The sequence below is a fragment of the Kitasatospora sp. NPDC096140 genome (assembly GCF_040303045.1).
Classification (GTDB): Bacteria; Actinomycetota; Actinomycetes; order Streptomycetales; family Streptomycetaceae; genus Kitasatospora.
Genome location: NZ_JBEOUW010000088.1, coordinates 1 through 12,526, shown reverse-complemented (window position 1 = coordinate 12,526; position 12,526 = coordinate 1). Strand labels below are relative to the sequence as shown.

Here is a 12,526-nt window from a genome sequence, read left to right as displayed (position 1 = left end):
TGACCCACTCCACGAGGGCGTGCGGCAGGTCCAGTGCGGCAGGATAGGTGACCAACGGGGCTCTCCGGCGGAACAGTTGAGACTTCAGACACCTCCCTCAACCGCCCGAGAGCCCCGTTCGTCATGCCCAGGCGCCGACAGCACCGCCGTCACCCGATCGGTGACCGCTCTGAAAAGGCTCAGTCCCTATCGGGTTCGCCGAGCGCTGGTGGTCCCGGTGGTAAGGAACTGGTGGGCGCCGCGCAGCCTGGTTCGCAGCCCGCTCTGGGTGGTTCGGCTGTCGAGGCGGACATCGAGCGCGCCAGGTTGCGCGCTGTGGGCCCGTAGGCCGGCCGGGAGCTGGTTGGCGTCGAGTCCGTCGCGCTGGGCGATGAGGACGCCGAGTTGATGGCGGCTCACGGCATCGGGTCCGGCCAGGTGGTGGACGCCGGAGAGGTCGCGGGAGGCGATCTCGAGGAGGGCGGCGGCCAGGTCGGTGACGTGCACGGGGCAGCGGATGTCGTCGGTGAAAAGGGCGCCGCTCCGGGTGCCGGCAGCGAGGTCGTGCACCAGGGCGACGTGCTGGGAGCGGCGGTCGCCGATGATCAGCGATGTGCGGGCGACGGCGGCGCCGGGGTGGACGAGGCGGACCCCGGTCTCGGCTGCGGCCTTCGCCGCTCCGTATGGGGTGATGGGGTGGGGGAGGCTGGATTCGTCGTAGTGGACGTGCGTACCGGAGAACACCGCGTCGCTGGAGACGTGGACCAGGTGGCTGCCGTGCCGTGCGGTGGCCATCGCTACTCGGACCGGGCCTTCGGCGGTGACCGCCCAGTCGGCCCCGCCGCTCGCCGCGTTGACGACCACGCGGGGCTTTACCTCGGCCACGAGGGCCTCGATGCGGTCGGGGTCCCGCAGGTCGAGGGCGTGCCAGGCGACTTGGGGAACGTTGCTGGGCCTGGTGGCGAAGGTCGCGGCCACCGGATGGCCTGCCGATACCGCCTGACGGACCAGCTCGGTGCCCAGGAATCCGCTGCCGCCGATGATCAGGAATGTCACGCCATGACGGTAGAGCAGAAGCAGGTCCAACTCCGCCAAGGCCTGGCCGACTTCACCGAGAGGGAAACGACGGTGCGCTCGCCTGGCGGCCGCACGGTGCAGCGCAGACGGCCCCCGGCCGGGAGCAAATCCCTGCTGGGGGCCGGGTGCTGTCAGGCCGCTTCGGTGTTCTCCCGCAGGGCCCGCTCGTAGCCGTAGGCGAGGTAGTCGGCCCAGACCCGGGCGGCGTCGTCATCGGGGCACAGCCGGTCGAGGGCGACCAGCCCAGCCATGATCGCAGCGCACATCTCGTGCTGGGCCTGATGGGTAGTGGCGGTGACCGGGCCGTCGGTCCCCCAGCCCTTGGAGCGCCGGTACAGCTCACCGGCTTCGCAGGCCTCCTCGGCGACCTTGGTGACCAGCAGGAGCTCCAGCACGTGGTCGGGGGCGCCGCTGCGCCGTTCATCGCGCCGGCGCAGTTCGCGGATCTGTTGGAAGAGGTCGTTCACGGTCTTCTCCCTCTGCGGTTCGGGCTATGGCGGCCTGGCCCGGGGGCTGGGTCAGGCGGTGGGGGTTCGGGTGGGGCGGCCCAGCGGGTGGACCGTCCAGCCGGCGGCCAGCCAGGGGCTGGCGTCCAGGGCGTTGCGGACGTCGACCACGGTGCGGGTCGTCACGTGTTCGGCGGCGTCGGCGGGCAGCTTCGGGTCGGCGGTGAAGGCAGGCCACTCGGTGGCGATAACCACCAGGTCGGCTTCGTGGGTGGCGTCCAGGGCGCTGTCGGCGAAGGCGAGGTGGGGGTGGGTGCGGCGGGCGTTGTCCTGGGCCTCGGGGTCGAAGAGGCGCACGGTGGCGCCGAGCTGGTGGAGCCGGTCGGCCAGGCGCAATGCGGGGCTGTCGCGGACGTCGGAGGTGCCGGCTTTGAACGCGCCGCCCAGGAAGGCGATGGTGCGGCCGCGGACGTCGCTGTTCAGGGCCTGGGTGATGAGGGCGACGGCGGCGTGCTGGCGGCCGCGGTTGACGGCCTGGACGGCATCTAGCAGGCCGGCCGCTACGGCGGCGCCCATCTCGCCGGCGGCGTAGGCGAAGGCGGCGACATCCTTGGGCAGGCAGCCGCCGCCGTACCCAAGGCCCGGGCGCATGCCGGCGTGGCCGATACGCTTGTCGAGGCCCATCACGTGGGCGACGTCGTCCACGTTGGCGCCGGTCAGGTCGCAGACCTCCGCGACCGCGTTGATATAGCTGATCTTGGCGGCGAGGTAGGAGTTGGCAGCGGCCTTGGCGACCTCGGCGGTCTGCGGGTCGGTGACGACCATCTCGATGTCGTCACGGGCCATGATCGGCGCGTACACCTCCTCGATCGCCACCCGTGCCGCTGGGGTGGTGAGGCCGACCAGGATCCGGTCGGGGAACAGGGAGTCCTGGACGGCGTGGCCCTCGCGCAGGAACTCCGGGTTCCACACCAGCTCCACCCCGGCCACCTTGGCGTTGGCGGTGACGATGCGCTGCAGGGTGGCGACGGTGCCCACGGTGACGGTGGACTTGCCGACGATGGTGGCCGGGCGGTCGATCAGCGGGACCAGGGTCTCGATGGCGCTGACGACCTGGGTGGCGTCGTAGCCGCGGCCGTCCTCGCGTAGCGGGGTGCCGGTGGCGATGAAATGCAGGTCGGCGAAGGCGGCGGCGTCGCCGGGGTCGGTGGTAAAGCGCAGTCGGCCAGTCGGGACGTGGCGAGCGAGCAGTTCGTCCAGGCCGGCCTCGTAGAACCAGGACTTGCCGGTGTTGAGGACGGCGCACTTGTCGGGGTCGATCTCGACGCCGATCACCTCGTGGCCGAGCTCGGCCATCGCGGCGGCGTGGGACGCTCCGAGGTGGCCGCAGCCGATCACGGAAACACGCATGATCATCAAAGTCCTTGAGTAGGTGGGCACTTGGGGGTGCGACCCGGGCTTCCTGGCCGCACCCCGGAACGCTATCGGGTGAGCAGGTCGTCACTGACCGCGTTCGGAACGGTGATGCCGGCCAGCTCGCACAGCCGCCCCAGCGCCTCGATGGCGCCCTGGCGCACGATCACGTCCTCGTCCCGGGCACCCTCGATCGGGTACTCCTTGAAGACGCCGTTCTCCTCCAGCCCCTCCGGGTCGACGTAGAAGACGCGCATGCCGCGCTCGCGGGCGCGCGCCTGGACCGCGCGCCGGTCGGCGTGCAGGCCGATGACCAGCAGCGCCTTCGCCCGCGGGTCGAACGTCACCGGTGGGATCTTCTGGTCGTAGCGGCGCAGGAACAGCTCGGGCAGGCCTGCGCGGGCGGACAGGACGTCGAAGTTGTGGGTCAGCACCGGCCCGACCAGCAGCCCGGCGTCGGAGAGCGCCTTGAGGGCGCGGTGGGCGTAGGTCGGCTCGGCCAGGAAGCAGGCGCGGAACATCGCCACCAGGTCGGGGGCCTTGAGGTCGGCTCCGAGCACCATCTCCCGCACCAGCGAGTCGGCCGCGGGCGAGAGGGTGAAGGCATGGGACCGGGTGAACTCGTTGCTGCGGCGCCGGGTGACCCGATACACCTCGTGCAGGAAATGCAGCGGCGGGATGCCGGCCTCGATGCTGGTGCCGCAGCCGACCTCGACCATGAACGGCCCCGTCTCCAGCAGACCCGCCAGGTCCGGGGCGATCGTCGGGTTGCCGCGCTGCTCCTTGCCCCGCATACCGCCGGCCAGCACGTCCCACGGCAGGTTGCGGACCGTACGGTGCAGCTCGTGGCCGTCACTGGTGAACACCACCTCCAGTGAACGGAAGCCGTCCGGGCTGGGGCGGCCGGCGCGCAGGTCCTGCGGGTGCTCGTCGAACTCAGCGAGCCGCAGCACCAGGTCGCCCTTCTGCCAACCGCCCTGCGGCAGCTGGCGCCAGCGCCCCTCGGCCAGCCACATCTCCAGGTCGCAGCGGTAGTCGGCGATCTCGCCGGCCGGGGCGAGGTGGGAGACCATCAGGTACAGGTTGTCCAGCGTCAGTCGCGGCTCGGGGAACACGTAGTTCAGCCCGTAGCGCAGGTTGTAATGGACGACGCGGCGCCGGCCGTGGGCGTCCTTCGACCAGCCGGACTGCTCGGCGTTGGCGGGCTCCTGGGTGCGGCGCCAGATGCCCTCCTCGACGCTGCGCGGCCGCTCGTGCCGGTCGCCGGCGAAGTACTTCTCCCAGACCTCCACCTGCGCGGGGGTCAGCTGCTCGATGACGGGGTGCGGGAAGAACATGGAACCCTCCAGGTTCACGAAGTGGTGGGGTGCGGGAACGGGAGCCCGAGGTACAGCTCCCGGTAGAAGCCGTCGGCCAGCGCGTGCGCGCACTGCTCGATGCGGGTGCGCTCGTGGTCGACGGCGAGCTCCAGAGCCTGCTCGACGCTGACCCAGCGCAGCTCGGCGTAACCGCAGTCGGCCGCGATCTGAGCCTCGACGCCAGCGGGCAGCAGAGCGTGGTAGGTCTCGTTGGCGCCCTCGTACTGGCCGGGCTTGGCAGGCGCGTAGTCGCTGGCGAGCTTGCGGCCCGCGGTGACCCGCAGGCCCAGCTTCGCCGCGACCACGAGCGTCAGCGCCGAGCGCGGGTGAGTGTTCGGCGGAGCCGACCCGCCGGGCAGCCCCCACTGGGAGATCGCACCCCAGTAGGCCCGGCGGATGACGGCCAGACGCCCGTCCGGCCGCTCCAGCCAGCCCAGCGCCCCAATCCGGCGCGGCGGCGGATTGCGGAAGTAGTCAGGGGTGGTGTCCACGGCACCCTTCCCTCCATCGGGTCCCAGGCGGGCGGACCGGCACCCCGCCCGGCATGCGGGCATGACGGGGAAGCCGGTTGCGCCGGCAGGGGAACAAGGAATGTGCACCCACCGCAGGAACTGCGATAGGACTAGGACTATGCTCACCCCACCCTGACAGGCCGTCAATAGTCCTAGTCCTATATGGTCCTGCTGTGACGCCTGCCAGCCAAGGAGGAACCAGATGACAGCCCCTGCCTACCGACAGATCGCCGCCGAACTGCGCGCCGCCATCGAACGGGGGGACTACCCCGAGGGCGCGGTGCTGCCGAAGCTGGAGGAGATCGCCCAGCAATACGGCATCGCCAAGCAGACCGCCCGCGAGGCCGTCGCCGAACTGGAGAACGAAGGCCTCGTCGAGGCCGTCCGCCGCCGCGGCACCGTGGTGCGCCCCATCCCCTCCCGGCGCCGCCTCAACCGAAGCCGCCAGGTCTACCGCGACGACCGCGGCTACTACTTCGACCCCACCGCCCAGCCCTGGATCGCACTGGAGACCCCGGACATCGGCTGGGGACCTGCCCCGCGCGACATCGCCCCACTCCTCGATGTCCGACCCGGCGACGAAGTCCTCGTCCGCGACCGCGTCATGGGCAACCCCGACACCCGCCGGCCCACACAGCTGGCGACCAGCTACCTGCCCGCCCCGCTCGCCCGCGGCACCCGCCTCGCCGAACGCGACACCGGCCCCGGCGGCATCTACGACCTGCTGGAGTCCATGGGCCACGGCCCCCTCCAGTGGCAGGAAAGCACCTCAGCCCGGATGCCCACCCCCCGCGAAGCCGAACGCCTCGCCCTGCCCAGGGGCGTCCCCCTGCTACGCATCGTGCGCACCACCACCAGCCCGGCCGGCACCGTCCTGGAGATCAACGACACCCGCATGTCCGCCGAGGACTTCGAGATCGGCCACACCATCACCCGCCACACCAGCGCCGAACCCACGCCGTAGCACCCGCCCCGCGGCCGGCTGATCCCGCTGCTCGCCCATCGGGTCGAGGCGTGTATGCGGGCGCGCCCAGCGAGCACGACGGTCGGGGAGCGGAGCGACGCGCCCTCACGGCCACACTGCGCCGCCTTGCGATCCCGGTGTCGCCGTTCACCGTCGACGGCAAGGGCCTGGGGCCGCCGCCCGGTACCGAGGTGAGGTTCGTGCGCCCCGAGCTGCATGCCGAGGTCGAGTCCCTGGAACTCACCGACCGAGGCCTACTCCGTGCCCCGGCTCACTCGCTTATACGGGACAGCCCTCAGCTCACCGCGAGAAGAGGAACCAGTTCAGAGAACAGGAGCAGTGCGTGGAGGGGGCCGTCGGCGCTGATAGGGCGGCCGGGATGGCCGCCGGGGAAGGGGGATTCCGTCTGGGCGAGGACTGTGTGGCTGCGGCGGGCGGCGGCTTGCTGCAGGGCCGGCTCGGCGAGGGAGGCCTCCGGATCGAGGGGGCAGATCCGGGCGCCAACGGGCAGCGCGCCAGCCGGACCACGGGACAGGGCAAGAAGTCCTGCAGGACCTGCTCCCCCGGCCCCCGCAGCGTGCGAAAGGAACCGGCAGGCAGCGGGAAGCCGGCAGGTAGAACGAGGCGGCCGGGGCCGTGGCTGAGGAGACTGACTGGCCGGTGTCGGCCAGTCAGTCTCCTCGGCCGCGCCCCCGGCTCCGCCTGGACTTGCGGTGAGCAGGAGGGAGACGTCCCGTCGCACGTCCTTCAGCGGGCCCTGATGTTCTGTCCGGTGGCGTCGGTGAGCTTGTGCCGGATCTCGTCGGCCGTGGGGGCCGGCCAGCTCTGGACCAGGTGTTCTTCGACGATCGGCTCCGTGAACTCCGGCAGTGCGGCTGCGCGGTCGCGTCCGCGTGCGTGGATGCGGACCCGGTAGTCGCCGGGGCCACCGGCGGAGATCCGGTCCAGGTGGTAGAGGGCGTCGTGGGTTCCGTCGGGTTGCATGAGGCCGCCGCGTGGGCTGCGAAAGCGCATGCTGACTTCGACGACGTCGTCCCACGGGTCGAGATCGAGGGCGGGTTCGGCCTCGAAGGACTGGAAGCCGACGGCGATGGTCCCGTGGGCGGTTCCGGTCATGATGATCGCGTGGCTGCCGCCTCGGGTCGAGACGAGGCCGTTGAAGTTCCTGTACATCGACGGGTCGATGTCAGGAGCCTCGTCCTGGATCCAGTACTGGTGGTTGCGGATGTCGACCTGGACTGTCCGGAGCCCGGTCACACCGCCACCCAGTACTGGTCACCTTCGAGGACGCGCTCGTTCTGCACGAAGCTGGAGATGTATCCGGCCTGAGAATTCTGCTCCGCTTCCGGTGCCCAGACGGAGCCCGAGTTCGGCGGTGAGCTGTTGGGGTTGGCCGCGCCTTCCCTCGTGGTGGCGAACGGGTATTCGTCGCAGGTGGTGCCGGCCGGCTGAGGACCCGGGGGCGGGCATGCGGCCCGGCGGTCGGCCCTCTGCGCGCTCGTGTCCCGGGTGAGTGGCCGGCCGACGCCGACCAGGCCGTAGTGGAGGCTTCCGTTGGTCTGCACGGTACGGATGTTGGCCGCGATCGCGGGCAGAAGAGCCATGGTGTTCAAGGACGGCTGCCCGTAGTAGGAGACGCAGCCGGCGTAGGAACCGACTTGATCGTCACAGCGGTAGGACGGGCTGTTCCAGTCCGGTGAGGTCCAGGTTCCGCCCCCGACGACGCTGATGGTGGCGTGGTAGTCGATCTCGTCGAGGTGCTGGGTCGTCGTGCTGTCGGTGAAGGTGCTGGTCCAGGTGATCACGTCACCGACCTTGATGGACCTGCCGGTGGGGAACGTGGACGAGGCAGTGCAGGTCCCGTGACAGCTCGGCGTGAAAGTCGCGGTCATGGGAGGCAGAGGACCGGTCGCGCTGACAAACTCCCACATCCCCAACGGGACCGACGCAGGACTCATCGCCGCCCGCGACACGCGAGCCGCCGTCACCGGGGACGCCGACCCGCACACCGGCTGCCCACTCTGACCCTCTACCGAACGACACACCGAATCCGCAGGGTCGAACGATGAGAGCCCGACATCAACCACGCTGATGACCGACACCGCTCGCATACGCTGCTCCACTGGCGGGTCCTAACAAGCCGAGACCGAGGGCAACCGCCGCAGCGCCGACCGAAAGCTTCCGGACCGCTTCCAACACCTTCTCCAATCGTCTACCGGCGGACACTCCACCGGATGGTGACGCAGGTCCGGGAGCAGGTGCCTGAAGACCGCGCTACCCCCGGCGCGTCCTACTGACACGAACGAATCAACTGTCGTGAACGGTTCAATCGGGTGTGGGCACAGACCCCGCCCGGACCAGCCCGGACGGGGCGGATCTCCGTGCCTCGTGGAGGCCGGACCGCACTCCTTGCCCGACAGTGCGCCAGGAAGCGGCGGGGCCGGCCCCGCCGCGCCCGCCACCTTCCCCGAGGCCCTGCGCCCGCCCCACCTCCACCGCCCGGTGACCGGCTCGGACAGGCCGGCGGTGCGGCGCGGACGGGAGCACCTGCTCGACGTCGGCCGGATCCATGCCGCCTTCGTCACCGACACCCGCGCCCGCGGAAAGGCCTGCGGCCCACTCGGCCCCCTCTGCCCGAAGCTGCCCGCCGGCGACGGCGGGGTGTCAGAGGCCGCTCGGTAGTCTGGCGCCCCGGCGATCGTCGACGGGGACCCGCTCGACCAGGCCGGCGGTGTCAGGAGCCCCAAAGACGGGTGATCTTTGATCGTTTGTCCCTGTTGACCTGCTGTTGTCCGCCATGATGCGGGGCCATGGGGCGGAAGCCGGTGGGCGTGGATCGAGTCGGGGGACTGGGCGGACGGCGGGGCACGATAATCCGAGCGGCTCGTGGGAGGCCTCCCTATCCTGGTGGGCATGGCCGATGGCGAGGACGATCTCGAAGCCCTGCGCGCTGCGGCGCTCCTGGACCCGGACGGGCAGGACTACTGGCAGGTCGTCAGCGACTTCCACCGCCGTGCGGACCGGTCCGCGTTCGAGGCCGCGTGCGTGACGGCTCGTTCCGACGACCTGCGCGAGCGGGTGGTCGGCCTGAACGTCCTGGGCCAGCTCGGTTACGGCGCCGGGCGCCCGTTCCTGGAGGAGACGCTGCCGATCGCCGTCGCGGCCTGCGCCGACTGGCGGCCCGGCGTGGTCCAGTCAGCGGTCGCGGCCTTGCACCACCTCGCCGACCCGCGAGGCCTAGCCGCGGTGCTGGGGCAGACGGAGCACCACGACGAGGACGTGCGCCAGGCGGTGGCCTTCACCCTGCCGTCGGTCGCCGGCGACCCCGCCTGCCCGGAAGCCGTCACCGCGCTGATCCGGCTCAGCGAAGACCGGTCGGACTTCGTCCGCGACTGGGCGACCTTCGGCATGGGACTGGAATCGGCGGGAGACAACGAGCTGATCCGGCACGCCCTGCTGGAGCGGGTGGCCGACCCCGACCCGGACACGGCCGGCGAGGCGTTCCTCGGCCTGGCCCGCCGCGGCGACCGGCGCATGCTCGCAGCACTGATCGCGGCCCTGGAGGGCGACGACCCCGCCCACATCCTCATCGAGGCCGCGTTCGAGCTCGCCGCACCGGAGTTGCTACCGGCCCTGCGCCTGCTCAAGCAACAGGAGGCGCCGGACGAGGACGGGGAGACGTGGATGCTCGACGACGCCATCACCGCATGTTCCACAGGGGCCGTCGTCGATCCCCTCGACGTCGCCGCGCTGGTCCTCCAGGTACCAGATCAGACAGGGCCCTCGCGCCATACGTGAGGACCGAGATCATGTCGCGCTGGAACTCCAGGACCCCGGCGAGCATGGTGACGAACAGCTTGGTCTGCGGGTCGCCCAGCACAGTTCGCGCTGGCCCAGTTGCGTGGCTTGTTGCAGCAGCCTACGGGCACCCAGGTCCCGTCACCTTGGCCGGGGCCGCGCTCATCACATGACACCAGATCCCGATCTACAGCTGGAGTATTAGGTGGAGCGTCGGCGGCCCACTCGCTGATCGCCAGAAGCGAGGCCGCTCCGGCCAGCACGGCGGTGGCGGCCAGCGCGAGCACGTACGTCAAGGCATGGCGCACCCCAGGGGGATCGCGGGGATCAGGCACCTCGGCCAGCCGTTCCAGCAGGCCAGGGCACTCGCCCGGCCTGGTCGGCGGCTGGTCGTGGAGCTGGTCAGGGACAGGCGGGATCAGGGATGATGCAGCGGCAGGCACGGTCTTCCAGTGGGATCACGGGGCGTCGAGAACTCCATGATTTTGGAAGCCCGTGCCTGCTTCACGCGTCCGGGCCGCTTACCCGCCGCGGACCGTGACCAAGCGGACGATTCTTCACTTTGCCGAGGCTCTGAACGAGCACCAGTCTGCAATTTCGTCGACCGCGGCGCTGGCTGGACGGCGTCTCACGGGTTGTAGTCGATCCTCTGCTGTCTGACGATATATTCCCGTACGTCGTTCCTGGTGCGCTCGGCAAGCCCGGAGTCGATTGAGTATGCGCTCACCGTCATCCACAGGTTGCCCGATTGTGGAACGCTGACCACCGTAGCGATGACGTTATCGTTCCCTCCAATCACTTGGTAGTCGCCGTCGCTGGCATTGTCCCAGATTTGGAAGCCAGAATTCTGCATCGCTTCCCTAGCGTAGGTAAGGCTGTCCGTGAGGCTTGCTTCCTTGGTAAATGTGCCCCAGTGCGCATACATGTGACTCCTCCTTCGGGGGAGTGAGTGATGGGATGTCCTTGGCGATCATCGAACTCGCCTTGCCCCGGGCCGGATTCACCTCAGGCGAGTGAGGCCCCGTAGGCCTCGGCGAATGCCTGCTGGGCGTACTCCTCCGAGGCGTAGGCGTAACCGTTGTCGCCCCAGTCCTTCCCCCAGCTGTTCCGTACGATGAAGCGCCGTTCCCGGGTGTAGCCGACGAGAGAGACAGCGTGACCTCCGCGTGCGGTCTCCTGTTTGTAGTGGTTCAGCTCGCCGTGCGTCGCCTGGGCTTCGTCCCAGGTGCTGTCGACGCTGAGGCGGACGAGGACCGGTCCTCCGCCGGTGCCGAGCCACTGCCGCCATTCGTCGAGGTCGCGGCCGAGATTGAAGTAGGCGGCGATGCGCATCTGTGCTGCGAGGGCATAGAACGTCTGGCTGTCGCCGGGGTAGTTGAGCGGGGGCGGCTTGAACGGGAGCTCCTCTTCCCGCACGACGCCGAACTCGCGCGCAATGGTGAGAGCTGCCTTAAGGCTTGTGCCGTCTTCCTCGATGAATGTCGTCGGCTGCGTGGTGAATTCGTCCGTTTCTTTGGATGCCATCCACACGTAGCGGGCCGAGAGTCGGTCGTCCTTGGGCAGGCGGTTGGCCTTGGTGAAGTGCCAGCGCAACATGGAGTCCGCGGTTGCCCAGCCGACGCACGAACCTGTGACCCCCTGGTCTGCGATGTTCCACCAGGGCTCCCGAAGGTCGATCTCCTCGGGAAGCGCCGTGTCGAGACTCGCGGCAAGGCCGGCCGCGCGGGCATGCTGCAGTGTCCAGTCGCGTTCGGTGTCCCTGGACGGGATGCAGTTCAGAAGCCTGCCACCGGTGTCGTGGTTTACGTAATTCGACATTTTCGTACCCTTTCCGCTCTCCTCGCCATCGATGAGAGCGATTCTCGTCCGCTGTCGACAGTTATCAGGCGGGAACCAGTGCCAGGCAGACGTCGTCGTCGTACTTGGCAAAGAAGCCGAACTGGCTCATGTCGGGAGGCGGCCCCGGCAGGAGGTAGACGTCAGAGAAGTTCCGCGAGGAGAACATAGCCAGCTGGGACTCGATTGCGGACGTGAGGCTGCTTTTCGCTCCGTGAAGTCCGGGAGCGATTGCATTGAACACCGATTTGGAGAATATCCCGCCTTCGACCCAGACATGCGACCAGCGGGCATATCCGTGCAGCTTGGCGCCGGCAAGGTAGAACTCGGTGTCATACCTGACGTTGGCTGAATAGTCCGGCCATGCGGGGACGGACACGGTCAGGTTCTGGTCGATCGTCATGAAGACTCTCGACGGATCGTAATCTGGGAAGAACGTTCCGTAGACTCGCGGTCCGCCCACCCTCGAGAGCCGGGTACCTGCCGTCTGTGCATCGAACATGGAGGTGAAGGCAGAGCCCACCTGCTGCCCCAGCGGAATCACGATGTCGTTCGGCGCCCTCGCGATGATGAGTGAGCTGGAGACGACGTCGTTGAAAGCGCTACCGAAGTACGACCACCATGAACTCGACCCGTTCTCCACGTTGAGCGCGGCGAACCGGCCGTCGAAGTTGATGTTCTCGAATGCCCAGGCGTTACCGCGATCTCCCTGCCCCCAGGCCCGCATGGAGGAGAACACGTCGTTCGTGGCTCCCCACCTGTTCCCGTAATACCTGAAATTTCCGGAGTCCGAGGTTTTCGAAATCCCTTGGAAGTCCCTATCCACCCACAGTGTGCATACAACAGACATGTCAGTAGCCTCCGCCTCGGGCGCCGTCGCTGTTACGGCTGAGTGTTACGCGGCCCTCCTGGTTGCCGAAGATCTTCGCCAGGATTGTCGGGCGCAGTTCGTCGAGTTCTGCCTGCGACAGCAGAGGTTCGGTAGCGATCCATGCCTGCAGCAGCTTTGCCCGAGAATCCGCCACGTCTTCGGCCCCGGCCGACTGCTGCCTGAGAAAGTGTTGGGTAATTGATCAACTTCATGGCGTGATCCACTGGTGGTGATCTTTGCGTTGCCCTGTCCGCGAAGATCACCGCCATGTG

General features: G+C 68.9%; 13 protein-coding genes. 2 read left to right on the top strand and 11 right to left on the bottom strand.

What is annotated here, in order from left to right:
- Nucleotides 1-186 precede the first annotated feature (186 nt).
- The 5 genes from ABT048_RS41060 to ABT048_RS41040 form a co-directional block, all read right to left on the bottom strand.
- Nucleotides 187-1,035 carry an SDR family oxidoreductase gene (locus tag ABT048_RS41060; RefSeq protein ID WP_350526759.1) on the bottom strand — a complete coding sequence of 283 codons (849 nt, stop codon included), beginning with the start codon at nt 1,033-1,035 and terminating at the stop codon, nt 187-189.
- Nucleotides 1,036-1,187: 152 nt separating this feature from the next.
- The gene (locus ABT048_RS41055; RefSeq protein WP_350526758.1) at nt 1,188-1,523 is read right to left on the bottom strand and encodes a hypothetical protein; all 336 of its coding nucleotides are present in this window, start codon (nt 1,521-1,523) and stop codon (nt 1,188-1,190) included.
- Nucleotides 1,524-1,574: 51 nt separating this feature from the next.
- Nucleotides 1,575-2,912: a UDP-glucose dehydrogenase family protein gene (locus ABT048_RS41050; protein ID WP_350526757.1), complete on the bottom strand. Its 1,338-nt coding sequence runs from the start codon at nt 2,910-2,912 to the stop codon at nt 1,575-1,577.
- 71 nt (nt 2,913-2,983) lie between these two features.
- Nucleotides 2,984-4,252 carry an SIR2 family protein gene (locus tag ABT048_RS41045; protein ID WP_350526756.1) on the bottom strand — a complete coding sequence of 423 codons (1,269 nt, stop codon included), beginning with the start codon at nt 4,250-4,252 and terminating at the stop codon, nt 2,984-2,986.
- 14 nt (nt 4,253-4,266) lie between these two features.
- The gene (locus ABT048_RS41040; RefSeq protein WP_350526755.1) at nt 4,267-4,764 is read right to left on the bottom strand and encodes an NUDIX domain-containing protein; all 498 of its coding nucleotides are present in this window, start codon (nt 4,762-4,764) and stop codon (nt 4,267-4,269) included.
- A 223-nt stretch (nt 4,765-4,987) separates the two neighbouring features.
- Here ABT048_RS41040 and ABT048_RS41035 point away from each other — a divergent pair, with 223 nt between their 5' ends.
- Nucleotides 4,988-5,749, top strand: a complete 762-nt coding sequence (locus tag ABT048_RS41035; RefSeq protein ID WP_350526754.1) for a GntR family transcriptional regulator — start codon at nt 4,988-4,990, stop codon at nt 5,747-5,749.
- Between the two features lie 747 nt (nt 5,750-6,496).
- Here ABT048_RS41035 and ABT048_RS41030 read toward each other — a convergent pair.
- Together ABT048_RS41030 and ABT048_RS41025 are read right to left on the bottom strand one after the other, a co-directional pair.
- Nucleotides 6,497-7,006 carry a hypothetical protein gene (locus ABT048_RS41030; RefSeq protein ID WP_350526753.1) on the bottom strand — a complete coding sequence of 170 codons (510 nt, stop codon included), beginning with the start codon at nt 7,004-7,006 and terminating at the stop codon, nt 6,497-6,499.
- Entirely contained in the window at nt 7,003-7,554 is a 552-nt protein-coding gene (locus ABT048_RS41025; protein ID WP_350526752.1) for a NucA/NucB deoxyribonuclease domain-containing protein, read from the bottom strand. Before ABT048_RS41025 ends, ABT048_RS41030 begins: the two co-directional genes overlap by 4 nt.
- Before the next feature lie 1,108 nt (nt 7,555-8,662).
- On the opposite strand from ABT048_RS41025, the gene ABT048_RS41020 reads away from it, so the two are divergent.
- The gene (locus ABT048_RS41020) at nt 8,663-9,547 is read left to right on the top strand and encodes a HEAT repeat domain-containing protein (RefSeq protein ID WP_350526751.1); all 885 of its coding nucleotides are present in this window, start codon (nt 8,663-8,665) and stop codon (nt 9,545-9,547) included.
- On the opposite strand, the gene ABT048_RS41015 is transcribed toward ABT048_RS41020, so the two are convergent.
- The 4 genes from ABT048_RS41015 to ABT048_RS41000 form a co-directional block, all read right to left on the bottom strand.
- Complete coding sequence (locus ABT048_RS41015) at nt 9,520-9,855, bottom strand: hypothetical protein (RefSeq protein WP_350526750.1); 336 nt, start codon at nt 9,853-9,855, stop codon at nt 9,520-9,522. The two genes, ABT048_RS41020 and ABT048_RS41015, sit on opposite strands and share 28 nt — an antisense overlap.
- A gap of 320 nt (nt 9,856-10,175) precedes the next feature.
- Nucleotides 10,176-10,472: a hypothetical protein gene (locus ABT048_RS41010; RefSeq protein WP_350526749.1), complete on the bottom strand. Its 297-nt coding sequence runs from the start codon at nt 10,470-10,472 to the stop codon at nt 10,176-10,178.
- Between the two features lie 80 nt (nt 10,473-10,552).
- Nucleotides 10,553-11,365 (bottom strand): C1 family peptidase, encoded by an 813-nt coding sequence (locus ABT048_RS41005; protein WP_350526748.1) that lies wholly within the window; start codon nt 11,363-11,365, stop codon nt 10,553-10,555.
- A 64-nt stretch (nt 11,366-11,429) separates the two neighbouring features.
- A complete protein-coding gene (locus ABT048_RS41000; RefSeq protein ID WP_350526747.1) occupies nt 11,430-12,122 on the bottom strand; it encodes a hypothetical protein in 693 nt (230 codons plus the stop codon).
- Nucleotides 12,123-12,526: the final 404 nt, after the last annotated feature.

Excerpts from the sequence above, each read along its gene's own strand:
- ABT048_RS41050 (WP_350526757.1), bottom strand. The coding sequence starts at position 2,912 with ATGCGTGTTTCCGTGATCGGCTGCGGCCACCTCGGAGCGTCCCACGCC.
- ABT048_RS41045 (WP_350526756.1), bottom strand. The coding sequence starts at position 4,252 with ATGTTCTTCCCGCACCCCGTCATCGAGCAGCTGACCCCCGCGCAGGTG.
- ABT048_RS41035 (WP_350526754.1), top strand. The coding sequence starts at position 4,988 with ATGACAGCCCCTGCCTACCGACAGATCGCCGCCGAACTGCGCGCCGCC.
- ABT048_RS41020 (WP_350526751.1), top strand. The coding sequence starts at position 8,663 with ATGGCCGATGGCGAGGACGATCTCGAAGCCCTGCGCGCTGCGGCGCTC.
- ABT048_RS41010 (WP_350526749.1), bottom strand. The coding sequence starts at position 10,472 with ATGTATGCGCACTGGGGCACATTTACCAAGGAAGCAAGCCTCACGGAC.
- ABT048_RS41005 (WP_350526748.1), bottom strand. The coding sequence starts at position 11,365 with ATGTCGAATTACGTAAACCACGACACCGGTGGCAGGCTTCTGAACTGC.